Annotated in this window: 18 protein-coding genes; 14 read left to right on the plus strand and 4 right to left on the minus strand. The window is 64.1% G+C overall.

The window, feature by feature from the left end:
• Positions 1-29: 29 nt before the first annotated feature.
• Positions 30-1,328 (minus strand): DUF349 domain-containing protein, encoded by a 1,299-nt coding sequence (locus AC6I1W_RS08560; RefSeq protein WP_171048555.1) that lies wholly within the window; start codon positions 1,326-1,328, stop codon positions 30-32.
• Between AC6I1W_RS08560 and AC6I1W_RS08565 the strand changes: the two genes are divergently transcribed.
• Together AC6I1W_RS08565 and hisS are read left to right on the plus strand one after the other, a co-directional pair.
• Positions 1,306-1,995: an MBL fold metallo-hydrolase gene (locus AC6I1W_RS08565; RefSeq protein ID WP_081302573.1), complete on the plus strand. Its 690-nt coding sequence runs from the start codon at positions 1,306-1,308 to the stop codon at positions 1,993-1,995. The two genes, AC6I1W_RS08560 and AC6I1W_RS08565, sit on opposite strands and share 23 nt — an antisense overlap.
• Positions 1,996-2,102: 107 nt before the next feature.
• The gene (hisS, locus tag AC6I1W_RS08570; protein ID WP_065672752.1) at positions 2,103-3,467 is read left to right on the plus strand and encodes a histidine--tRNA ligase; all 1,365 of its coding nucleotides are present in this window, start codon (positions 2,103-2,105) and stop codon (positions 3,465-3,467) included.
• Positions 3,468-3,540: 73 nt separating this feature from the next.
• Here the strand turns inward: hisS and AC6I1W_RS08575 are convergent, their stop codons facing one another.
• From AC6I1W_RS08575 to AC6I1W_RS08585, 3 genes are read right to left on the minus strand one after another with little or no spacing between them, the layout of a single operon-like run.
• On the minus strand, positions 3,541-4,236 hold the full coding sequence (locus AC6I1W_RS08575; protein ID WP_371258406.1) for a DUF998 domain-containing protein: 696 nt from the start codon (positions 4,234-4,236) through the stop codon (positions 3,541-3,543).
• Positions 4,230-4,793: a GNAT family N-acetyltransferase gene (locus tag AC6I1W_RS08580; protein WP_065672872.1), complete on the minus strand. Its 564-nt coding sequence runs from the start codon at positions 4,791-4,793 to the stop codon at positions 4,230-4,232. Before AC6I1W_RS08580 ends, AC6I1W_RS08575 begins: the two co-directional genes overlap by 7 nt.
• A 34-nt stretch (positions 4,794-4,827) precedes the next feature.
• Positions 4,828-9,261 (minus strand): acyl-CoA dehydratase activase-related protein, encoded by a 4,434-nt coding sequence (locus AC6I1W_RS08585; RefSeq protein ID WP_284950660.1) that lies wholly within the window; start codon positions 9,259-9,261, stop codon positions 4,828-4,830.
• 85 nt (positions 9,262-9,346) lie between these two features.
• On the opposite strand from AC6I1W_RS08585, the gene AC6I1W_RS08590 reads away from it, so the two are divergent.
• The 12 genes from AC6I1W_RS08590 (at position 9,347) to AC6I1W_RS08645 (ending at position 23,210) form a co-directional block, all read left to right on the plus strand.
• Positions 9,347-10,000 carry a TetR/AcrR family transcriptional regulator gene (locus AC6I1W_RS08590; RefSeq protein ID WP_474063896.1) on the plus strand — a complete coding sequence of 218 codons (654 nt, stop codon included), beginning with the start codon at positions 9,347-9,349 and terminating at the stop codon, positions 9,998-10,000.
• Between the two features lie 123 nt (positions 10,001-10,123).
• Positions 10,124-11,194, plus strand: coding sequence for a hypothetical protein (locus AC6I1W_RS08595; RefSeq protein WP_065672755.1), 1,071 nt, complete (start codon positions 10,124-10,126; stop codon positions 11,192-11,194).
• 180 nt (positions 11,195-11,374) lie between these two features.
• A complete protein-coding gene (aspS, locus tag AC6I1W_RS08600; protein WP_284950425.1) occupies positions 11,375-13,198 on the plus strand; it encodes an aspartate--tRNA ligase in 1,824 nt (607 codons plus the stop codon).
• 107 nt (positions 13,199-13,305) lie between these two features.
• Complete coding sequence (locus tag AC6I1W_RS08605) at positions 13,306-14,697, plus strand: replication-associated recombination protein A (protein ID WP_065672757.1); 1,392 nt, start codon at positions 13,306-13,308, stop codon at positions 14,695-14,697.
• Positions 14,694-15,155: a DUF948 domain-containing protein gene (locus AC6I1W_RS08610; protein WP_016667652.1), complete on the plus strand. Its 462-nt coding sequence runs from the start codon at positions 14,694-14,696 to the stop codon at positions 15,153-15,155. The genes AC6I1W_RS08605 and AC6I1W_RS08610 overlap by 4 nt, the downstream gene beginning before the upstream one ends.
• Positions 15,156-15,325: 170 nt before the next feature.
• Positions 15,326-18,004, plus strand: a complete 2,679-nt coding sequence (alaS, locus tag AC6I1W_RS08615; RefSeq protein ID WP_117189065.1) for an alanine--tRNA ligase — start codon at positions 15,326-15,328, stop codon at positions 18,002-18,004.
• Between the two features lie 35 nt (positions 18,005-18,039).
• Complete coding sequence (gene ruvX / locus AC6I1W_RS08620; protein ID WP_171048567.1) at positions 18,040-18,483, plus strand: Holliday junction resolvase RuvX; 444 nt, start codon at positions 18,040-18,042, stop codon at positions 18,481-18,483.
• Positions 18,480-19,589 carry an endolytic transglycosylase MltG gene (mltG, locus tag AC6I1W_RS08625; protein WP_065672760.1) on the plus strand — a complete coding sequence of 370 codons (1,110 nt, stop codon included), beginning with the start codon at positions 18,480-18,482 and terminating at the stop codon, positions 19,587-19,589. The genes ruvX and mltG overlap by 4 nt, the downstream gene beginning before the upstream one ends.
• A 16-nt stretch (positions 19,590-19,605) precedes the next feature.
• Entirely contained in the window at positions 19,606-20,412 is an 807-nt protein-coding gene (locus AC6I1W_RS08630; protein ID WP_117189069.1) for a shikimate dehydrogenase, read from the plus strand.
• 13 nt (positions 20,413-20,425) lie between these two features.
• On the plus strand, positions 20,426-21,622 hold the full coding sequence (gene aroC / locus AC6I1W_RS08635) for a chorismate synthase (protein WP_117189071.1): 1,197 nt from the start codon (positions 20,426-20,428) through the stop codon (positions 21,620-21,622).
• Positions 21,619-22,134: a shikimate kinase gene (locus AC6I1W_RS08640; RefSeq protein ID WP_117189073.1), complete on the plus strand. Its 516-nt coding sequence runs from the start codon at positions 21,619-21,621 to the stop codon at positions 22,132-22,134. The genes aroC and AC6I1W_RS08640 overlap by 4 nt, the downstream gene beginning before the upstream one ends.
• A complete protein-coding gene (locus AC6I1W_RS08645; RefSeq protein ID WP_117189075.1) occupies positions 22,131-23,210 on the plus strand; it encodes a 3-dehydroquinate synthase family protein in 1,080 nt (359 codons plus the stop codon). Before AC6I1W_RS08640 ends, AC6I1W_RS08645 begins: the two co-directional genes overlap by 4 nt.
• Positions 23,211-23,299: the final 89 nt, after the last annotated feature.

A 23,299-nucleotide genomic window follows, 5' to 3' on the forward strand; every position in this document is an offset into this window, starting at 1 on the left:
TCGTTGTGACCGGGGCCGTTTCCTGTCAGTCAGGCGCTGAACTCGTCGAGGGCCTTCTGAGCCTCTTCCAGCCAGGTCTGGTAGGTCCTGATCGACTCGCGGTCCTTCTCGGCCTCCTTGGTGTGGCCAGCAGCCTCGGCCTTCTCGGCCTGGGCGCTGAGCTTGTCGATCTGGGCGCTGAACATGTCGACGGTGGCGCGGGCACGCTCACGAGCCTGCGGATCGGTGCGCTTCCACTCGGCCTCCTCCGCGGAATGGACCTGACGCTCCAAGTCACGGACGCGGGCGTCGATGCGCTTCATGGCGTCACGGGGCACTCGACCGACCTCGTTGAACTTCTCCAGGAAGGAGCGGAACTTGGCCTTGGCCTCCTCAATGTCCTTGACCGGCAGGATGTCCTTCTCGGCCTCGTCGAGAAGCTTCTCCTTGACCTCCTGGTTGCCGCGATATTCCTCGTCCTGCTGGCTCTGAGCAGTACTGCGGGCGTCGAAGAACTTGTCCTGGATGGCGCGGAACTCCTTCCACAGCTTCTCGTCGATGTCGCGAGGAGCCGGGCCAGCAGCCTTCCAACGGTTCATGAGGTCGCGGAACTGACGAGAGGTCTCGCCCCAGGCCGTCGAATCGGCCAGCGGACGAGCCTCCTCGATGATCTGCTCCTTGAGCACGCGAGCCTTCTCACGCAGGTGATTCTGCTCGGCCATGTGCTGCTTGCGGCGACGGGTGAAGGCGGTGCGAGCCCCGGAGAAGCGGTGCCACAGTTCGTCGTCGGTGGTCTTGTCGATACGGGGGAGATGACGCCACTCCTCAAGCAGGTCGCGGAACTTGCCGATGCCACCGCGCCAGTCGGTGCCAGCAGCGATGGCCTCCGCCTTGGCGACCATGTCCTCCTTGGCCTGCTTTGCGCGGGCCTTGGCCTCGGCCCTCTCCTCCCGACGGGTCTCCGCCTTGGCGTCGATGGTGGGGCTGAGAGCCTCCACCCGAGCTGCGAGCGATTCCAGGTCGCCGACGGCATTGGCCTCACGGATGGACGTGACGAGTTTGCTTGCGGCCGATCGGGCTTCCTCCGGCGAGGCGGTCCCGGAGCTCACTCGTGATTCCAGCAGCGACACCTCGGTCTCGAGGGCGTGATAGCGGCGCACGAAGAATTCAAGGGCTTCCTCGCTGGTGGAGTCCGGCACCTGGCCGACAGGCCTCTCCCCGTCACTGGTTCGGACGTAAACGGTGCCGTCATCATCGACGCGGCCGAAAGACTGCGGAGCTTGTGCGTGACTCATACGCTCCATCTTGCCCGATAAAATGGCAAACGTGTTCATTGCGTCCTTCATCACTGGTTCTTTTCAGGCCAATTGCTATCTTCTGGCGCGCGAACCAGGGTCTGACTGCGTCGTCGTCGACCCTGGGATGGGTGCCGAGGAGTTCCTTGGCGAGGCGCTCAAGACCCACCATCTGACCCCGGTGGCGGTCGCGCTCACCCACGGTCACATCGACCATGTCGGTTCAGCTCGCCAGGTTGGAGATCAATACGGCATCCCCGTGCTGTGCCCTCGAGATGACCGGCATCTCCTCACCGACCCCATGGCAGCCTTGGCTGACTTCGCCCGTCCACTCATCGAGCAGTGCTACGGATCGACGACCTTGCGCGAACCCGAGGAAGTCGTCGATGTCGAGCCGTTCTCCCACCACGAGTACGCCGACCTCGACCTGGAATTCCTGCACGCCCCGGGCCACACCCCTGGGTGTTCCATGATCCGCATGGTTGACGCGCAGTTCGGCCCGATCGTCATGTCCGGTGATGTCGTCTTCGCAGGTTCCATCGGTCGAACCGATATGCCCGGGGCTGACCCGGCACAAATGTCTCGCAGCCTGTCCGACGTCGTCTGGCCCCTTGACGACTCCACCCACCTACTGCCAGGACACGGGGGACCGACGACGATGGCCCAGGAGCGCATCTCCAACCCATTTCTCAACCGCACGGTCTCGTCGGACTTCCACTGAGAAGTCTCACCGAATAGTGACGAATGAGCCCGATCGCCCTCGGGCTGGCAGAATGACCCCTGCGGGGTAACCCGCCCTGATACCCAACTCTTCGAAGGATTCCTTCCATGGCCCGTCTCAAGCCCTTGTCCGGTTTTCCCGAGTTCCTGCCCTCAGGACAGATGGTGGAGAACCATGTGACCCGGATCCTTGAGGAGACCTTCGAGCTTCATGGTTTCGCGCCGATCCACACCCGTGCCGTCGAGCCCATGGAGCAACTCACCCGCAAGGGGGAGATCGACAAGGAGGTCTACGTCGTCGATCGACTGCACGCTGACCCTCATGACTCGCGGTCCGAGAAGGACCGTCTGGGCCTGCACTTCGACCTCACCGTTCCCTTCGCCCGCTACGTGTTGGAGAACGCCGGCCACCTGCACTTCCCGTTCCGTCGCCATCAGATCCAGAAGGTGTGGCGTGGTGAACGTCCTCAGGAGGGCCGCTACCGCGAGTTCACCCAGGCTGACATCGACATCGTCGGCGACCAGACCCTGGCCGAGCACCACGATATCGAGACCCCGCTGGTGATGCTGTCGGCTCTTGAGCGTCTGCACACTGAGCTGGGCTTCCCGACCGTCACCATGCACGTCAACAACCGCAAGCTCTCCGAGGGGTTCTACCGCGGGCTGGGCATCGAGGACCACATGGCCGTTCTGCAGCGGGTCGACAAGTACGACAAGATCGGCCCGGACGCGGTGCGTGAGCTTCTCACTGACGAGCTGGGCCTGTCTGACGAGGTCGCCGGCAAGTGTGTCGCCCTGGCCTCCATCCAGTCTGCCGACGACTCCTTCATCGGCAAGGTGCGCGAACTCGGGGTGTCCAACGACATGCTCGAAGAGGGCCTGGATTCCCTCAACCGAGTCGTCACTGCCGTCAACAAGGTCGTTCCCGGACGCATGGTTGCCAACCTCAAGATCGCCCGCGGCCTGGATTACTACACCGGCACCGTCTACGAGACCGAACTGACCGGCCACGAGTCGATGGGTTCGGTGTGCTCGGGCGGCCGTTACGAGTCCCTGGCCTCCGACGGCAAACACATCTACCCGGGCGTGGGAATCTCGCTCGGCCTGACCCGCTTGCTGGCCCCGATCATCTCCCGAGGAGAGCTGAGGTCTTCTCGTTCGGTTCCCTCAGCGGTTCTCGTGGCCGTCAACAGCGAGGAGGATCGTGTCAGCTCGGAGGCCGTCGCCCACGCGATGCGCTCCCGCGGCATCCCCTGCGAGGTGGCCCCCAAAGCCGACAAGTTCGGCAAGCAGATCAAGCATGCTGATCGTCGCGGGATCCCCTTCGTGTGGTTCCCGGGTGCTCAGCACAGCGACCACCGGGACCCCGACACCGTCAAGGACATTCGCTCCGGTGACCAGGTCGAGGCTGACGCCGCGAGTTGGAATCCGCCTGCCGAGGATCTTCATCCCGGAGTCGTCGGTTCTTGGTGAGTGCGGCCTGCCGAAGGGCGACACCTACGAGGAACAGGGCTCCCGGTAACCTCCGGGAGCCCTCCTTCACACCTCAGCAGGTAACTGGGCGTCGCTGGGCACGGGAGGTGATGATGTCGTCGGCGGCTAACGTCAGCCACCACAGGGTGCCCAGGGACAAGCTGAAACGCTGCCAGATCCCGGTGTAATCCATCGGGGTGCCATCGAACCAGTCCATGGCCCCGATGCCGTTGAGCAGGGTGAACACGATCCACGCCCATGCCACTATCAGACCGAAGGTGCGGAACCTCGTCATGGTGGAGTTGAGCAGCAGGATCGGGAGGGTAAAACCGACGACGACGATCGTCGAGGTCCCGACGTGGACGAGGTGGCTCGGGCTGACGTGACCGGCCTCCTCGGCAGCCAGACAGGCCGTGGAACGGGTAGGGGAGCAGTCCATCGTCACCAAGGCGTCAAGAACACTGAAAAGTCCGCCAGCCACGAATCCAATGCCCGACCACCCCTGGCGGCCAAGGGGACGACGGCCAACCCAGGCAAGAGTGGCCAGGCCTGCCAGACACAGGGAGGCCCCCATGATGACGTCGGTGGTCTGGAAGAGGTAACGCCACGGCTGGTCACGGGCGGAGTACTCCGATACGAAGGCATGCAGCTGGCTCATCGCGGGGTTGAGAACGCCTGCGAATGCCCAGGTCAGGGAGGCCAGTGACGCGAAGATGAGGAAGGTCGCGCGCCACCGTCGACACGTCGCTTCACGATGAGGATTCAGCACTGACGGCCTTCCCACTCGCTGCGCAGTATGCCGTGATAGATCTGGTCACGGATCGTTGACCCGCTAAGGCAGGAGGCTCGACGCAGACCCTCGGTCACCATACCGGCCTTCTCCATGACTCGTCCCGAGGCGACATTGGCCGGGTCGTGGCTGGCCTCCACCTTGTTGGCCTGTGCTACGGCGAAGAGATAACCTGTCACTGCGACCAGCGCTTCGGTGCAGTACCCCCTGCCCCACCAGCGCCGTCCGACGACATAGCCGACATTGACCAGGCCGACGCTGAGATCCTGTTCGACGACCGAGGTCTGCCCGATGAGGGTCTCATCCTCGATCAGCTCAATGCCCCAGTTGAAGGTTCCTGGATCATCGTAGGAATCGACCCAGGCACCGACGACGGCCCGGCTCACATCCACGCTGGAATGGGTGGGCCACCTGAGGAACTGTGTGACCTCCGGGTCACTGGCCCAGTTGTCATATACCTGCTGGGCATCGCCGACGGTCAACCGGCGAAGTACTAGGCGATCCGTCTGTAGCCGACGGGTGCCAGTCAATTCCATGCCGGTGACGATATCACCGGTTCCCAAAGGCCAATTACACGTGCAGTGACAGCTCCATCACAGGGGTTCCGTTGAGGTCTGGGCGTGATGCCGTCTGGGGTGAGGTCGGGATCTCCTCGTCCGACTCCGGCCGTACGGCCTCGTTGGCGTCGAGCTCTTCCGAGTCGTTGCGATCGCGCGCGGTGGCAGCCATCAGCTTGATGCGGTTGAGCTGGTTGACCTGGGAGGCACCGGGGTCGTAGTCCACCGACACCACATTGGCATGCGGGAACTGACGGCGGATCTCTCGGAAGATACCGCGACCGGTGACGTGGTTCGGCAGGCAGGCGAACGGCTGGACGACGGCGATGTTCGGCACGCCCTCGCGGATCATGTCGACCATCTCACCGACGAGGTACCACCCCTCGCCAGCCTGGTTGCCGAGCTGGACGATGCGTTGGGCGTCCTCCATCAGCTCTGTGATCGGGGTCGGGACCTCGAACCGGGTCGACTTCCTCAGCGCCGTGGTCACCGGCTTCTGATACTGCATCAGTAGACCACGGAAGGCCTTCTTGAGGTGACGGCTCCACTTGTCAGTACCGAAGGTCTTGTAGTTGTAGTCGCCCGCTGACAAACAGTTGTAGACGAACCACATCAGACCTGGCAGGACGGCCTCGCAGTCCTCAGACTCGATGGTGTCGACAATGTGATTGTTGGCGTCCGGGTGGAACTGCACCAAGATCTCGCCGAGGACACCGACGCGAGGTTTGCGCGGGCCATCGACGAGTTCGAGGTGCTCGAAGCCGTCGACGACGCCGTTGATGATCGCCTTGTAGGAGGTGCGCCGTCCCCAGGTCTTGGAATGTCCGCCATCCAGGAAGTGCTCCCTGGCGATGGTCGTCCAGTGGTGCATGAGCTCGTCAGCTGAACCCGGAACCGCCTCGTAAGGTCGGGTACGCAAGTGGACCTTTTGCAGCAGGTCCCCGATCGTGATGGCCTGAACCATGCGGTGAATCAGGGGAGCGGTGAGGGAGAAGCCCGGGTTGTCCTCGACACCCTGCAGGGAAGCTGCGATGACCGGGATGCTTCCGAATCCGGCATCCTTGAGGGCCTTGCGCAGCAGACCAATGTAGTTGGTGGCACGGCACATGCCACCGGTCTGGGTGAGGAAGAGGGTGGTGTGGTCCAAGTCGTATTTGCCCGACTTCAATGCCGAGACGAGCTGACCAATGACGACGATGGCGGGGAAACAGGCATCGTTGTTGACCACCGACAGGCCGAAGTCGATGTTCTCCCTGGAAGCTTGCTCCAACACCTCGACGTTGTAACCGGAGGCGCGCAGAGCTGCCTCCGCGACCGAGGTCTGGTACGGGGCGAGCTGGGGCACCAGGATGGTGTGGGTCGCCTTCATGTCCTTGGTGAAGGGGACCCGGTCGTCGGAAAGCGGATGGGTCACCAGCTTGCGATCGTGGCCGGTGCGTTCCTTCGCCGCGGCCTGCAGGGAGCGCATCCGAATACGGGCTGCACCCAGGTTCGATACCTCGTCAATCTTGAGAGTGGTGTAGATGCGGTCACGCGCTGCCAGGATCTCGCGCACCTGGTCGGTGGTGATGGCGTCCAGTCCGCAACCGAAGGAGTTGAGCTGGACGAGCTCGAGATCGGGGCGGGAGCCCACGAAGGCGGCTGCCTGGTAGAGGCGGGAGTGGAACATCCACTGGTCACGCACACGCAGCGGACGCTCTAGCAGGTCAGACCCAAGATGGGCCACGGAGTCCTCGGTGAGGACCGCCATGCCCAGGGAATTCACCATCTCGGGAATGCCGTGGTGAATCTCGGGATCGACGTGATAGGGGCGTCCTGCCAGCACGATGCCGGGAACGTTGTGCTCAGCCATGTAGGCCAAGGCGTCCTCGCCCATCTTGCGGACGTCGTCATGAAAGGCCCTGTCCTCCTCGAGCCCCTCGGTAACGGCTTGACGGGCCTCCTCGACGGTCACCCCGTCCTCGGCGAAGATCTCCGCCAGTCGTTCGGCGAGCTTGTCTGGGTTGGCCAGGGAGAGGAAGGGAGAGATGAGCTCGACGTCCTTCTCGCGCAGGCTCTCCACGTTGGCACGGATGACCTCGGGGTAGGAGGCGACGACTGGGCAGTTGAAATGTGCGTCGGCGTCGGTCACGCTGACCTGTTCGAAACGGATGCAGGGGTCGAAGATTCGCTTGACACCGCGCTTCACGAGATCTTCCACGTGACCGTTGTTGAGTTTGGCGGGGTAGCAGATGTTCTCGCTGGCGATGGACTCCATGCCCTTCTCGAACAGGGCGTGGGAGGAGCGCCCCGAGATCATGACGCGATAGCCCAAGGCCGAGAGGGTCGTGAACCAGAACGGGTAGTTCTCGTACATGTTGAGGGCGCGAGGCAGACCCAGGTCCCCGCGGAAGGCCTTCTTGACGGTGAGTCGTCGGTAGCTGAAGAGCCTCTTGTACTTGGCCTCGAAGACGTTGGGCAGTTCGGACTTCGGCAGCTTGGCCATCGTGCGGTTGTTGACCTCGGCGCCGCGGTCACAGCGGTTGCCGGAGACGAAGACGCGTCCGTCCGAGAAGGTGGCGATGGTGCGCTGGCAGTGGTTCTGGCACAGGGTGCAGTCGTCGCGGTGGGTCTCGACGGCGAACCCGTCCAGTTCGGCGCGATTTCGCAGACCGTCAGAGGTGGTGGGCTCGCCCGCATGGAAGCGGGCACGGGCCGTTAGCGCGGCACCGTAAGCACCCATGAGTCCGGCCTCGGCAGGACGGACGACCTCGCGGCCGGTGAGTTTCTCGAAGGCTCGCAGCACGGCATTGTTGAGGAAGGTGCCGCCCTGGACGACGACCTTGTCACCCAACTGGGACGGATCGGTAAGCTTGATGACCTTGTACAGGGCGTTGCGGACCACGGAGTAGGACAGTCCGGCAGCGATGTCGGCGGGGGAGGCCCCTTCCTTCTGGGCCTGCTTGACCGAGGAGTTCATGAAGACGGTGCAGCGGCTGCCCAGGTCGACGGGATGCTGGGCCATCAGGCTCATGTCGGCGAAGGACTGGATGTTAGTGTCCATCCCGGCGGCGAAGGTCTGGAGGAAGGATCCACATCCCGACGAGCAGGCCTCATTGACGGAGATGGAGTCAATGACCTGGTCGACGACGCGCAGGTACTTCATGTCCTGGCCGCCGATGTCGATGATGGCGGTGACTCCGGGAAGCAGGTGATCAGCAGCCCGGTAGTGGGCCATCGTCTCGACCTCACCGTCCTCGGCGCCCAGGGCAGCCTTGACGAGCCCCTCGCCGTAACCGGTGGTACAGGTACGGGCGATGGTCGCCTCTGCGGGCATGGTGTCGTAGAGATCGGTGAGGATCTGCACTGCTGCGCTCACCGGGTCGCCCTCGTTGGAGGCGTAATGGGAGGCGACGATGTTGAGGGACTCGTCAAGCAGTACCGACTTGATCGTCGTCGAACCGGCGTCGATACCGAGGAAGAGGTTGCCGCGAGCATCATGCAGTGGCAGATGGGGGAGTTTGGCCTGGGAGTGACGCTTGGTGAACTCGGTCAGTTCCTCTTCATTCCTGAACAGTGGCGGCATCGACTGGGAGATGCCGTTCTGGGTGCGGGCGTGACGGGAACGCTCAGCGGTCTCGGAGAGGTCCACCGGCTCCGAGGCAGACGTCAGGGCAGCCCCCATGGCCACGTAGAGCTGGGCGCGCTCCGGTGTGATGTATTCGTCGACCTTGCCCTCAAGAACTCGCGCGAAGGCGTCTCGTAGGGCCGGCATGAAGTGTAACGGACCACCGAGGAAGATGACCTTGCCGCGGATCGGACGTCCACAGGCCAGGCCGGCGATGCACTGGGTGGCGACGGCCTGCATGACCGACGCCGCGAGGTCCTCGTGACGCGCACCCTCGTTGATGAGGGGCTGGAGGTCAGACTTGGCGAACACACCGCAGCGCGACGCGATGGGGTGGATGGTGTGGGCACGCGATGCCAGGTCGTTGAGGCCAGCGGCGTCGGTGTGGAGCAGGGTGGCCATCTGGTCGATGAAGGCACCCGTTCCGCCGGCACACGAACCATTCATGCGCTGCTCGGGGACCGGCTTGAGGTAAGTGATCTTGGCATCCTCGCCGCCGAGCTCCAGGAGGACGTCGGCGTCCGGGTTCCAGTGCTGGACGGCCGCGGTCTCGGCCATGACCTCCTGGATGAATGTGAGGCCCAGGGCCTCGGCGGTTCCCAGACCTGCTGATCCGGTGACGGCTGCGCGCACCTTGGCGCCGGGGAGGGCCTTGGCGGCGTCGCCGAGCAGTGACGCTATGGCGCCGGTGATGTCGGCATGGTGGCGTCTGTAGTCCTCGAAGAGAATGTTCTCGTCGGGGTCGAGGACGACGGCCTTGATCGTCGTCGATCCGACGTCAAGCCCCATTCGGAGATCCTGGTCGGCCAGAGGGATCGCATTGCCATGATGTGCGTCCATGCCCCCATTTCATCACCGTGGAAATCACTTCGCAGCCACCGGGGTCCCCTTTTCCGGAAGATTTTTTGGGGAGTACGGTCGTGGCATGTCTGTCCGGAGTCAGTCACAGCGCACTCGAGCGCCCCGCCGTGGTCCTCGTGGCGAGGCCGGGGCAGCGCGAGCATCGATTCTGGCAGCTGCCAGGGCTCTCTTCCTGGCGGGAGATTTTCAGTCGGTGAGTCTGCGGGCCGTTGCCCGGGAAGCTGGGGTGGACACCTCATTGGTGAGCTACTACTTCGGATCCAAGCAGGCTCTCTACAACGAGGCGATGTCCCTGCCGAACGGACCACACCGGATCATTGCTGACGTCTGTTCTGGCACAGAGCCGGATCACCTGGGCGAGGCACTGGTCAAGGCCTTCATCGATGCCTGGGACGGGCATCTCGGCCTGGGCGGACCGGATCCGCAGATGCAGGGGGTGGTTCAGGCGCTCCTCACCCAGCCTGGCACCTTCGACATGGTGAGCGAGTTCTACACCGATCAGATCCTGGCCCCCGTCGTCGAGCTCTTGGTGCCCCGGTTCGGGGAGGAGGAGGCAGGAATCCGGGCCTCGCTGGGGCTCTCGCAGTTGTTGGGAATCTTCACGGCCCGTTATGTCGTCGGGCTGCGATCCCTGGCAGATCTCTCCGCTTCGGAACTCATTGCTCGAGAGGCTCCGACCTTGCAGAAGACCCTGACGGGTTCGGTTCCCAGGGGATGACACATCCTTTTAGCCCTCAGGGCGTTCAGTTCGCCCACCGGAGTGCCACGTCCGGCGATAGGGTGATACCCATGAACTTGGCGCACGGTCGCGCCTCCGCCCACGGATAACGGGAGATGACCAATGACCATCGCAATCAAGATGGGTTTCCTCGATGGTGACCCCATCGTTGACGACCAGGGTCGACTTGTCGGACGAGGAGGCGGAACCGCGCTGGTTGAGCGACTCCTCAAGATGTACCCGGGAGCCGTCGTCGTCGACCACGAGGATCGGCAGTGTGACGGTTTCGAGGCCAAGACGCTGTCCAGCCTTGACCCGCTGGAGACCCTCGTCATCAACCTCGACGTCATCGACTCGGTCGGCGTCTTCCAGACGATGCACCGTGAGGGTGCTGAGCCGAAGATCCTCAACCTGCAGTGGCTGCCCCCGTCCCACTACCACCACAAGGTGAACTTCGCGGCCATGGGCCTGGCCTACGCCCTCTTCCCGACCCTGTGCTCCGGTGAGCGCACCGCCGGCGAGGTGACCGAGCTGGTTCGTCGCTGGACGATCTCCCCGCTGGCCCACCAGGCTCGGATCGCCTGGGTTCAGCCTGGTATCCGTGACGATCTCGTCCGCGAGCACGTCGATCCCGAGGTGCCGACCGTCCTCTACCCGGCCATTCACCTCACCGACAACAAGCAGCCGAAGGTCTTCCTCGACGTCATGAATCGCGTCGCCTCCGAGATGGACGTGCGCATGGAGGTTCGCCTGAGCCAGCGCGATCTCGCCAGCGTCATGGCCATGAAGATGTCCTCGCCCAAGTGGGCCTCGGTCGGCCCACTGTTCGGTCAGCGCGAGGAATACTGGGAGGCCCTGGCGCGTATGACGGCATTCCTCGCCACTGCGAAGAATGAGGCCTACGGCTTCGAGTATCTTGAGGCCCTGGTCGCTGGCGCGATCGGTGTCTTCCCGGATGCTGCTTGGGCCCGCAAGACCGTTCCTGAGGACTACCCGTACTTCTACCGCACCACCGACGAGGCGGTATCGATGCTGAAGGACGTGTTGCGCGATCCCGAGACGGCCCGAAACGCCATCAATGACGCTGCCGGCGGCTCTCTGCGCGAGTGGATCCTCGCCAATAACGAGCGTTCCGGTGGTAACGAGGCCATCCGCAAGCAGATCGAGGAGTGGTTCCCCGAGATCGAGGCCTGATCCTTGGTCGAGACATGATTGAGCGCCGTGACGGTCGACCGTCACGGCGCTCAATCATGTCTCGACGTGGGGCATGCCCCACGGGCAGTGTGTCCCGGATGACGGCTGAGGTGGCCGCCGGTATGCTGGCTCGCGGCCCGTACCGTCTATACGTGGCCTGCGACAACGGAAGGATGAAACGTGCTGCGAACCCATGACGCCGGAAGCCTGCGAGCCAGCGACATCGGCAAGGAGGTGACTCTCGCCGGATGGGTTGGGCACCGACGCGACCATGGCGGCGTTGCCTTCATCGATCTTCGCGACGCATCCGGTCTGGCCCAGGTCGTCATCCGTGACGAGATCTTGGAGTCCTCTGGCGCCCATGATCTGCGCAACGAGTACTGCATCAAGGTGACTGGTGTCGTCGAGGCTCGTCCGGAGGGCAATGCCAACCCGAACCTTCCCACCGGCGAAATCGAGGTCGCCATCTCCGAGCTCGAGGTTCTCAACCCCTCGGCCCCGCTGCCCTTCCAGATCGACGAGCACGTCACCGTCGGTGAGGACGCCCGTCTCAAGTACCGCTACCTGGACCTGCGGCGTCCACGTCAGCACGAGGCGCTGGTGCTGCGCTCCAAGGTGGCTCACGCCATTCGTGAGGTTCTCGACCGTCATAACTTCTATGACATCGAGACCCCGACCCTGACCCGTTCCACTCCTGAGGGTGCCCGTGACTTCCTGGTGCCGGCCCGCCTTGCCCCCGGGTGCTGGTACGCCCTGCCGCAGAGCCCCCAGCTGTTCAAGCAGCTGCTCATGGTGTCGGGCATGGAGCGCTACTACCAGATCGCACGTTGCTACCGCGACGAGGACTTCCGAGCTGACCGTCAGCCCGAGTTCACCCAGCTCGACGTCGAGATGAGCTTCGTCGACCAGGATGACGTCATCTCCCTGGCGGAGGAGACCATGGCGGCCTGCTGGAAGATCATTGGCGTCGACATGCCGACCCCGTTGCCGCGCATCACCTGGCACGAGGCGATGGACCGTTACGGCTCCGACAAGCCTGATCTTCGTTTCGGCAACGAGATCACCGAGGTCACTGACTTCTTCGCTAACACCCCGTTCCGCGTCTTCCAGGCTCCCTACGTGGGCGCCGTCGTCATGCCTGGTGGAGCCTCGCTACCGCGTCGCCAGTTCGACGCTTGGCAGGAGTGGGCTCGTACCCGAGGCGCCAAGGGCCTGGCCTACATCACCATCTCCGACGAGGGTGTGCCTGGCGGTCCGGTCGCCAAGAACATCTCGGAGGAGGAGAAGGCTGGTATCGCCGAGAAGGTCGGTGCCAGGCCCGGTGACGCCATCTTCTTCGCCGCTGGACCGAAGACCTCCTCCCAGGAGCTGCTCGGTGCGGCCCGTCTGGAGATCGGTCGTCGTTGTGAACTCTTCGATCCCTCCGACTGGGCCTTCTGCTGGGTGGTCGACGCCCCGCTGTTCAAGCCGACCAAGGAGGCCGAGGCCTCTGGCGACGTCGCGGTCGGCGGCGGTGCCTGGACTGCTGTCCACCACGCTTTCACCAGCCCGACCCCTGAGTGCATGGACACCTTCGATACCGATCCGGGTTCGGCCCTCGCCTACGCCTACGACTTCGTCGTCAATGGCAATGAGGTCGGCGGTGGATCCATCCGTATCCATCGTCGTGATGTCCAGGAGCGCGTCTTCAACGTCATGGGCATTGGTCCGGAGGAGGCCCAGGAGAAGTTCGGCTTCCTCCTCGACGCCTTCAAGTTCGGTGCTCCGCCGCATGGTGGCATCGCCTTCGGCCTGGACCGTCTGGTCATGCTGCTCGGCAGCTTCGAGACCATCCGGGACGTCATCGCCTTCCCGAAGACCGGCAACGGCTATGACCCGTTGACGGCCGCTCCGGCTCCCATCACCCCGGCTCAGCGTCGTGAGGCTGGGGTGGACGCCAAGCCGAAGAAGAAGGCCGAGTCCCCCGAGGGGCAGAAGGACGACGCAGAGAAGTCCAAGAAGTGACGATTCCGAGCTGACGACGGGCGGCGACTGATGCGTACGGTCGTCGCCCGTTCCTCATGTCGAGCGTCGTTGGACGTCGGGGTGTCGCAGCGCGGCGATATGGTGCCATGGTGAGTGAGGATCTCTTCGGCAACGTCGGGCCGGCACAGCCCGACGCGACCAGTGGCGGGTCCCTGGACACTCCCAACCCTGACGCGCCACTGGCCGTTCGACTGCGCCCCCGCACGATTGACGAGATCGTCGGTCAGCAACACCTGTTGACCCCCGGGTCGCCGTTGCGTCGGCTGGCTGAGGGCACCGGGGCCATGAGCGTCTTCCTGTGGGGCCCTCCGGGGGTCGGCAAGACGACGATTGCCTCTGTGGTGTCCCACGCCACGAACCGACGATTCGTGGAGATCTCGGCCGTGACCGCCGGAGTCAAGGATGTCCGACGGGAACTCGACACCGCTCGTCGTCAGCTGGCGCTGGGAAAGCCGACCGTCCTCTTCGTCGACGAGGTGCACCGGTTCTCCAAGGCCCAGCAGGACGTGCTCCTGCCCGCAGTCGAGAACCGGACCGTGACCCTCATCGCCGCCACCACGGAGAATCCATCCTTCTCGGTCATCTCCCCGCTGCTGTCCCGATCCCTGCTGCTGACCCTGAAACCCCTCACCGAGGCTGACGTCTCCTCCCTCATCGACCGTGCACTGAGTGATCCGCGCGGTCTGCGCACCGAGTCGGACGGGCTCTACGCCCTTGACGACGATGCCCGAGCCGACCTGTTGCAGCTGGCGGGGGGAGACGCCCGACGAGCCCTGACCTATCTCGAGGAGGCCGCCGCCGGAGCGAGCACGGCTGGAACTGACATCATCACCAGTCAGATCGTCTCGACGGCTGTGGATCGCGCTGCGGTGCGGTACGACCGTGACGGTGATCAGCACTACGACGTCATCAGTGCCTTCATCAAGTCGGTACGTGGTTCGGACGTCGACGCAGCCTTGCACTATCTGGCCCGGATGATCGAGGCGGGGGAGGATCCCCGGTTCATCGGCCGCCGTCTGGTGATCTTGGCCAGCGAGGACATCGGCATGGCCGCCCCGAGCGTGCTGCAAACCTGTGTCGCCGCAGCCCAGGCCGTTCAACTCATCGGTATGCCCGAGGCCCGCCTCAACCTGGCCCAGGCGACCATTGCAGCGGCCACCGCCCCGAAGTCCAACGCGGTCATCACCGCCATCGACGGGGCACTGGCCGACGTCCGCGCCGGTAAGGGAGGAGAGGTGCCTGCCCATTTGCGGGACGCGCACTATTCATCCGCCCACGACCTCGGTCACGGGGTCGGATACCGTTACGCTCACAACTTTCCGCACGGGGTGGCCGAACAGCAGTATCTTCCTGACGACATCGCCTCGACGCGGTATTACCACCCGACCGACCACGGCAATGAGGCTGCCATCTCACAACGTCTGAGCCAGATACGGATGCTGCTCGGACGAGATACCACCGAGGAGAAGAAGTCATGACCCTGGGTCAGATCGCCGGACTCATCGCTGCCCTCGCGGCGGTGGTGCTCGTCGCGCTGTGTGCCGTTCCCCTGCTGAAACTTGGTGGCGTCCTGGATGAGGTGCGCAGGACGGTCCGCGACGTGGATGAGTCGACGGTGCCGATCTTGGAAGAACTCAAGGGAACGGTCGTCATCACCAATGGTGAGATCTCGAAGCTTGACCAGGTCATCGAGGACATTCACACCATTTCCGAACACGGCACCGTCGTCACCGGTCAGGCTGCTGAACTCGCTCAAACCTTCACCCAGACGGTCGGGACGCCGATGGTGAAGGCCGCTGCTTTTGGTGAGGGAGTGCGACGCACGATTCGTCGTCCCAGGCGTCGCAATCATCCCTCCCAGGTCGAGACCGAGGCAGCTCCCGCCGAGGTGAGTCATGGTGCGTCAGCGGCTGAGGACCTCGACGACGAGAACTGATCCACAATCGGATCACCCTCGCTCCACGATTCCTCAGCTCGACATTTTCCGAGGCGCGCTGAGATGTGGCCTACCGCGCGTCCGGGTAGGGTTGGGACCCGGTATGTCCTGAAAATTTGTCAGGATTTCCCACAGGCCACAATCAGCGACCACGTCAAGAAGGACCAGGCATGAGAACAGCGGAGATCGGACAGCGCTTCGTCGACTTCTTCGAGAACAAGGGTCACGCAGTGGTGCCGAGCGCCTCGCTGTTGTACAACGACCCCACGCTGCTGTTCGTCAATGCCGGCATGGTGCCGTTCAAGCCCTACCTCATGGGCACCGAGCCTTCCCCGTGGAAACGCGCCACCAGCATCCAGAAGTGCGTCCGTACCCTCGATATCGACGAGGTCGGCAAGACCACCCGCCACGGCACCTTCTTCCAGATGCTGGGCAACTTCTCCTTCGGTGACTACTTCAAGAATGAGGCCATCCAGTACGCCTGGGAGCTCGTCGCCAAGCCTGCCGACCAAGGTGGATTCGGCTTTGACCCGGCCAGCATCTGGGTGACGGTCCTCGGCCCGGGATTCCATCCGGACTACCCCGAGGGCGACATCGAGGCGCGCGAGGCCTGGCGAGCCGTCGGGGTGCCCGATGAGCACATCCAGGGCCGTTCCCTTAAGGACAACTACTGGCACATGGGCGTCCCCGGTCCGGGCGGCCCGTGCTCCGAGATCTACATCGACCGTGGTCCGGCTTACGGCCCCGACGGAGGTCCGCAGGCCGATGAGGATCGTTACCTCGAGATCTGGAACCTCGTGTTCGAGACCGAGGATCTGTCCGCGGTTCGCGCCAAGGAAGACTTCGACATCGCCGGCCCGCTGCGCAGCCTCAACATTGACACCGGCGCTGGTCTGGAGCGCATCGCGTACCTGCTCCAGGGCGTCGACAACATGTACGAGATTGACCAGGTCTTCCCCGTCATCGAGAAGGCTTCGGAGATGTCGGGCAGGCGTTATGGCGCCAACCATGACGACGACGTCCGGCTGCGCGTGGTTGCCGACCACGTCCGTTCCGGCCTCATGCTCATGACCGACGGCGTCACCCCCGGCAACGAGGCTCGTGGATATGTGCTTCGTCGTCTGCTGCGTCGCGTCGTCCGTGCCATGCGTCTGCTCGGTGTGGAGGATCCGGTGCTACCTGAGCTGCTGCCGGTCTCCCGTGACCTCATGTCTGCTTCCTTCCCGGACGTCCTCGCTCAGTGGGATCGAGTCATCGGGGCCGCCACTGCCGAGGAGGAGACCTTCCGTCGTACCCTCAGCGCCGGTACCGCGATGCTCGACGCCGCGGTGGCAGACACCAGGGCTGCGGGCTCCAAGACCCTGTCTGGCGATAAGGCCTTCCAGCTGCACGACACCTACGGTTTCCCGATTGACCTCACCCTTGAGATGGCGGCCGAACAGGGCCTGCAGGTTGACCGTGACAAGTTCACCGCCCTGATGGCCGAGCAGCGCGCCCGTGCCAAGGCAGACTCCAAGGCCAAGAAGGGCCTGCTCACCGACCCGGAGGCCTACTCCCAGGTGCGCGCCCTCGGCGAGACTCCCTTCCTCGGCTACACGGATCTGACCGTCGACACCACCGTCACTGGCATTATCGCCAACGGTGCCTCCGTCACGGTTGCCGAGTCCGGATCAGTCGTCGAGGTCGTGCTCGCCGAGACCCCGTTCTACGCCGAGATGGGTGGCCAGGACTCCGACTCCGGCATCATCCGCGCCAATGGCTTCGATCTCGAGGTCCTGGACGTCCAGCGCCCGGTTCCCGGCCTCATCGTCCACAAGGTACGTCTCGACGGAGACCTCGCTGTCGGTGACAAGGTGACCGGGCAGGTCAACCCGACCACCCGTTTTGGAGCTTGCCAGGCCCACACCGCCACCCACGTCATCCACGCAGCCCTGCGCGAGCTGGTCGGGCCGTCGGCCACCCAGGCCGGCTCCTACAACAAGCCCGGCTACCTGCGTTTCGACTTCTCGGCCACCAAGGGACTCTCGGAATCCCTCAAGGAGGAGATCGAGGAGCGCTGCAACGTCGCCATCCACGACGACTTCGAGGTCACCGACACCCAGATGCCTCTTGAGGATGCCAAGGCCATGGGAGCGATGGCCATGTTCGGCGAGAAGTACCCGCCGATCGTGCGCGTCGTCGAACTGGCCGGCCCGTGGTCCCGCGAGTTGTGCGGTGGCACTCACGTCGCCTCCACCGGTCGTATCGGCATGCTGAGCCTGCTGAGCGAACAATCGGTCGGTTCAGGGACTCGCCGCGTCGAGGCGCTGGTCTCCACCGATGCCTTCCGCCACATGGCTGCCGAGCGTGCCCTGGTCAACGAGCTCACCGGCATCCTCAAGGTGCAGCCTGACCAGCTGGCCGACCGCGTCTCCAAGCTCGCTGCCGACCTCAAGGACGCTGAGCACAAGCTGGCCGCCGCCCGCACCCGCGAACTCATGGGGCAGGTTGACGACATCGTCGCCGGTGCCACCCCGGCCGGGTCCTTTGACCTCATCGCGGCCAGGGTGCCTGGTGTTCTTGGCAACGACCTGCGCACCCTGGCCTCCGAGGTCCGGGTCCGCGTCAAGGATCGCCCGGCGGTCGTCACCCTCATCGGAGGTACAGACGACAAGCCCGCCATGATCGTCGCGACGACTGAGTCCGCTCGCGCCGCCGGAGCCAGGGCTGGTGCCCTCATTAAGGCCGGCACGGGGCCGATCGGTGGCCGCGGTGGCGGCAAGGATGACATGGCTCAGGGGGCCGGCAGCGATGCTTCTGGTATCGACGCCGCACTTCGTGCCATCAACGCCGAGTTGGCTGCGCTGTGAACTCCGAGGAGCGCCCCGATACCTCCCTGCGCGGTGTGAGGATCGCTGTCGACTGGGGGAAGGCCCGGATCGGTGTGGCCGCGAGTGACCGTGATGCCATCCTTGCCTTCCCGGTAGAAACGGTGCAGACCGCGAATCGTCCGGTACAGCGCCTGGCCGAGATTGTCGCCGAGTATGAGCCCGTCGAGGTCATCATGGGCCTCCCGGTGGCCCTCGACGGCACCGAGAAGATCGCCGCGCGGGATGTCCGGCAGGCCGGACATCAGCTTGCCGAGGCCATCAGTCCGATTCCGGTGCGCTGGGTCGATGAAAGGATGACGACACGTACGGCCGCTCGTGCTCTCCACGATGCCGGGCGAGACGCGCGCAAACAGCGTGGCGTTATTGATCAGGTGGCTGCGGTGGCCATACTGGAGCACGTGTTGGAGCAAGTCCGGTCGGCCCGATCGGCGACGACGACAGGAGGGACGGATTCGTGAACGGACCGTTCGACGAACAAGATGACCCCAAGGCGGAGTTCTGGTACAAGTTTCGCAGTGCTGTGGCGGTCATCTTGTCCTTGGCGGTTCTCGTTGGTGGGTGCGTCTTCGTCGGTGTCAAGACTTATGACGCCTACATCTCGTACAAGTCGGCCGACGACTACCTCGGAGACGGTGAGAAGGACGTCCTGGTGCGTGTGCCCTCGGGCGCGTCGGTGAGCGAGGTCGGATCGATCCTGCTCGACAACGACGTCATCAAGTCGACGAAGGCCTACAACAAGGCCATTCGCGAGTCGGAGTCTGACGTCACGATCCAGGCCGGCCAGTACAAGCTCAAGACCCACATGAGCGCGGCGAAGGCTGTCTCCATCCTGGGCAACCCGGACAACATCCAGCGCACTCGCGTCACCCTTCCCGAGGGACTGACAACCGAGGAACAGTTCGCCATCATGGCCAAGGGCACCACCATGCCCGTCGACAGTTTCAAGGTCGCGTACAAGCAGACCAAGAAGCTTGGCCTGCCGGTGTGGGCCAAGGACCGTCCGGAGGGTTTCCTCTTCCCCGACACCTACGAGGTGGGTTCCAACCCGACGCCGCTGGAGATTCTGCAGATGCAGGCGAACCAGTTCGTCAAACAGGTGAACACCATGAACTTCATGGGTCAGGCCCAGGCCATCAAGCGCAGTCCCTATGATGCCCTCATCGTCGCCTCCATCCTGGAGAAGGAGGCCAGGAACCCCAAGGACATGAGGATGGTCGCCGGCATCATCTACAACCGTCTCAACCAGGGTATGAAGGTGGAATCGGATGCGACGGTGCTGTACGCCAACCATGCCGACGGAAAGCTGACGACGACCGACGAGCAGCGTGCCAAGGATTCTCCTTACAACACCTACCTGCACAATGGCCTCCCGCCGACTCCCATCAACAATCCTGGTACGGCGTCGATGGAGGCGGCCGTGACCCCGATCAAGAGCGACTACCTGTACTGGGTCGTCACGGATCCCGACAAGGGGACGACGGCCTATGCCAAGACCTTGGCCGATCACGAGAAGAATGTGAAGAAGTTCCAGGCGTGGTGCCAGGACCACAAGGGCAAGTGCTGATCGGGAGGAGTTGACGATGCGGTGCGCGGTCGTTGGTCATCCAGTGGCTCATTCCGTGTCGCCGGCAATCCATCGGGCCGCATATCGGGTTCTCGGACTGGACTGGTCCTACGACGCCATTGACGTCGAGCCCGGTGGACTGCGCACCTTTGTCGATGAGCTAGACGAGTCGTGGCGCGGCTTGTCGGTGACGATGCCCCACAAGGTTGATCTCAGTGAGTTGGGGGAGACCGACGAGACCGTCGAACTGCTCGGAGCGGCGAACACCTGGGTACGTCGTGACGGGAGAACCATCGTCCGTAACACCGACGTGACCGGCGCCGGGGCTGCGCTTCGGTCTCGGGGCGTCACCGGGGTTGAGAAGGTCGTCATGCTCGGGGCGGGGGCGACGGCACGGTCAGTTCTTGCCGCTGCCGTCCAATTGGGGGCAGACGAGGTCATCATCATGTCGCGCTCTCGCGATCGGTCGACCGAGATCCTTGAGCTTGCCAACCGTCTCGGGATCCGCGTCGCCTGGTTGCCCTTCGAGTCCGAGCCGTCGCGTTGTGACCTCATGGTCTCGACGGTTCCGGCCGGGTCTGTCATGGACCGGGCTGAGGACCTCGCTGCCCATGCTGACGCCGTCTTCGACGTCATCTACGACCCGTGGCCGACGCCGCTGACGGTGGCTGGGGAGAACGCCGGCATCACGGTTATCGATGGCCTCGACCTGCTTGCCGGACAGGCCGTCGACCAGATTCGTCTCATGACGGGCCATGACGTTCCCATGGATATCTTGAGGTCCACAGCGCAGAACGCTCTGGCTGAGCGCGCACGCCTTTGAGAGACTGGGCTCCATGTTGCGTTACCTCACTGCCGGGGAGTCCCACGGCGCTGCCCTTGTCGCGACGATGGAGGGCATCCCGGCCCATGTCCGCGTCGGGGCCGACGAGATTTCAGAGGAGTTGCGACGTCGTCGCCTCGGGGTGGGGCGAGGGGCCCGGATGTCCTTCGAAGCCGATGAGTTGGAGCTGATCGCGGGACTCCGTCACGGGGAGACCCTCGGCGATCCCATCGCGATCCGGATCGGTAACTCCGAATGGGATAAGTGGCGTACCGTCATGGCCCCCGGACCGGTATCCCCCGAGGAGCTGGCCGGTCAGGCTCGTGGAGCTGCTCTGACCCGTCCCCGTCCGGGACACGCTGACCTCGCGGGTATGCAGAAGTACGACTTTGATGAGGCCCGGCCGATCCTGGAACGCGCATCGGCCCGTGAAACCGCTGCGCGAGTGGCCCTGGGAGCAATTGCCAAGGCCTTCCTCAAACAGGCCCTCGACGTCGATGTGTTGTCCCATGTCGTGTCCCTCGGGCCTATCGAGTGTCCTGAGGATGTGCGGCCGGAACCGGCGGATCTGGCCCGTATTGACGCTGATCCGGTGCGTTGTACTGACCCGGCCACGAGCGAGCGGATGGTTGCTGAGGTGGAGGCGTGCCGCAAGGAGGGCGACACCATGGGTGGTGTCGTCGAGGTGTTGGCATATGGCCTGCCTGCCGGGTTGGGATCCCACAGCCAGGGGGACCGACGACTCGATGCGCGTCTCGCCGGAGCACTCATGGGGATCCAGGCCATCAAGGGCGTCGAACTGGGGGACGGCTTTGAGCTGGCCCGTCGTCGCGGCTCTCAGGCCCATGACTGGATGGAGCCGACCGAGGCGGGTATCCACCGCATGAGTGATCGTGCGGGCGGTACCGAGGGCGGCATGTCCACCGGCCAGGTGTTGCGGGTGAGGGCGGCCATGAAGCCCATCGCAACTGTTCCCCGCGCCCTGCCGACGATCGACACCACCACGGGTGAGGCCGCCACGGCCCATCATCAGCGTTCCGACGTCTGCGCGGTCCCGGCGGCAGGTGTCGTGGCCGAGGCCATGGTTGCCCTGGTGCTGGCCGAGTGCGCCCTGGACAAGTTCGGCGGAGACTCGGTGGCCGAGACCCGCCGTAACGCTCAGGCCTACCTGGGTCGCCTGGCCGAACGCGGTCTGGTGGTGGCCCCGTGAGTGTCATCGTCCTCATCGGTGCTCCAGGGTCCGGCAAGTCGACGGTGGGGCCGCTCTTGGCTGAGCGCCTGGAGGAGGAGTTCGTCGACGTCGATGCTCTCATCGAGCAGGTCGAGGGGCGCGACATCCCGGAGATCTTCCTCGTCGAGGGAGAGCCGTACTTCCGCCAGGTGGAGAGGCGGGAGACCCTCGCTGCGATCGAACGCGGCGGGGTGGTTTCCCTCGGTGGGGGAGCGCCGGTCGACATCGAGGTCGGTAAGGCCTTGGACCAGGTGTGCGTCGTCTGGCTGGACGTCTCGGCTCGTACCGCGGCTGACCGGGTGGGGCTGAAGGACACCGGCCGACCACTGTTGGGAGGCCAAGTGCACTCGCAATTGGTGCGGCTCATGACGGATAGGCGAGCGGTGTACGAGCGCCCGGCAACTATCCGAGTGGCCACCGACAAACTGACCCCTGACCAGGTCGTCGAGGCGATCATGAGTGAGCTGGCCGACCTGGAGGGGAAGTCATGAGCCGTGTCGAGGTACCAACGGCGCAGCCCTACCAGGTGCGGATTGGCCCCGGCGCGGTGACGGAACTGCCCACTCTGGTGGCAGGACGCAGGGTCGCCGTGGTGTGTCCCCAGCCACTCGTGGACCGCGTCGGGCGACTTGGAATTCACGATCCGGTCGTCATCGAGGTGCCGGACGCCGAGGCCGCCAAGTCACCTGATGTGCTGGCCCGCGGTTGGCAGGGCCTTGCCGAGGCTGGCATGACTCGCGGCGACGTCATCGTCGGTCTCGGTGGGGGAGCCGCCACGGATCTCGCCGGGTTCCTGGCGGCGACCTGGATGCGTGGGGTCGACGTCATTCAGGTCCCGACGACGGTGCTTGCCATGGCCGACGCCGCGATCGGCGGCAAGACTGGTATCAACATCCCGGCCGGAAAGAACCTTGTCGGGGCCTTCCACGAGCCGAAAGCGGTGCTGTGCGACACCGACCTGTTGACGACCCTGAATGCCCGTGAGGTGCGATCGGGCATGGCGGAGATCGTCAAGTGTGGGTTCATCGATGACCCGGTGATCCTGGATCTTGTTGAGGGACAGGACGTTCTAGACGTCACCTCGAAGGCCTTCGTTGAGGTGCTGACCAGAGCAGTCACTGTCAAAGCGGCCGTTGTCAGTGGAGATCTGCATGAACGGACGTCATCGAGTGGCCACGTTGGCCGCGAGAGATTGAATTATGGGCACACCCTGGCTCACGCCGTCGAGGCCCACACGCACTTCACCTGGCGCCACGGTGAAGCGGACGCCGTTGGGATGGTCTTCGCTGCTGAGTTGTCTCGGCGGTACCTGGGACTGTCTGACGAGGTGGTGTCTCGTACCCGGGCCATCCTGCTGGGAATCGGACTGCCCATCACCTTCGACGAGGTCGAGTGGGCGGATCTGCGCGGGACAATGGACCTCGACAAGAAGACCCGGTTCGATCCTGAGACCGGTCGGCGGGTCCTGAGGCTCGTCGGCATCAGCAAGCCCGGCGACGTCGCGATGATCGTCGATCCCGACGAGGACGTGCTGGTCGAGTGCTACCGGAGCCTGCAGCCTGCCTGACATCGACAGTTGCTGCCGGGCCCCGGCCCACGGCTGTTGAGGTTGTCCTCACATCACGAGCCTGCGCGCTCTCATGTGGAGATCCCGGT

It is taken from the genome of Cutibacterium sp. KB22876 (assembly GCF_059728865.1).

Coding starts and splice junctions, on each gene's coding strand:
- hisS (WP_065672752.1), top strand. CDS start 2,103: ATGGCCCGTCTCAAGCCCTTGTCCGGTTTTCCCGAGTTCCTGCCCTCA.
- AC6I1W_RS08580 (WP_065672872.1), bottom strand. CDS start 4,793: ATGGAATTGACTGGCACCCGTCGGCTACAGACGGATCGCCTAGTACTT.
- AC6I1W_RS08585 (WP_284950660.1), bottom strand. CDS start 9,261: ATGGACGCACATCATGGCAATGCGATCCCTCTGGCCGACCAGGATCTC.
- AC6I1W_RS08590 (WP_474063896.1), top strand. CDS start 9,347: ATGTCTGTCCGGAGTCAGTCACAGCGCACTCGAGCGCCCCGCCGTGGT.
- AC6I1W_RS08595 (WP_065672755.1), top strand. CDS start 10,124: ATGACCATCGCAATCAAGATGGGTTTCCTCGATGGTGACCCCATCGTT.
- AC6I1W_RS08605 (WP_065672757.1), top strand. CDS start 13,306: ATGGTGAGTGAGGATCTCTTCGGCAACGTCGGGCCGGCACAGCCCGAC.
- AC6I1W_RS08610 (WP_016667652.1), top strand. CDS start 14,694: ATGACCCTGGGTCAGATCGCCGGACTCATCGCTGCCCTCGCGGCGGTG.
- alaS (WP_117189065.1), top strand. CDS start 15,326: ATGAGAACAGCGGAGATCGGACAGCGCTTCGTCGACTTCTTCGAGAAC.
- AC6I1W_RS08630 (WP_117189069.1), top strand. CDS start 19,606: ATGCGGTGCGCGGTCGTTGGTCATCCAGTGGCTCATTCCGTGTCGCCG.
- aroC (WP_117189071.1), top strand. CDS start 20,426: ATGTTGCGTTACCTCACTGCCGGGGAGTCCCACGGCGCTGCCCTTGTC.
- AC6I1W_RS08645 (WP_117189075.1), top strand. CDS start 22,131: ATGAGCCGTGTCGAGGTACCAACGGCGCAGCCCTACCAGGTGCGGATT.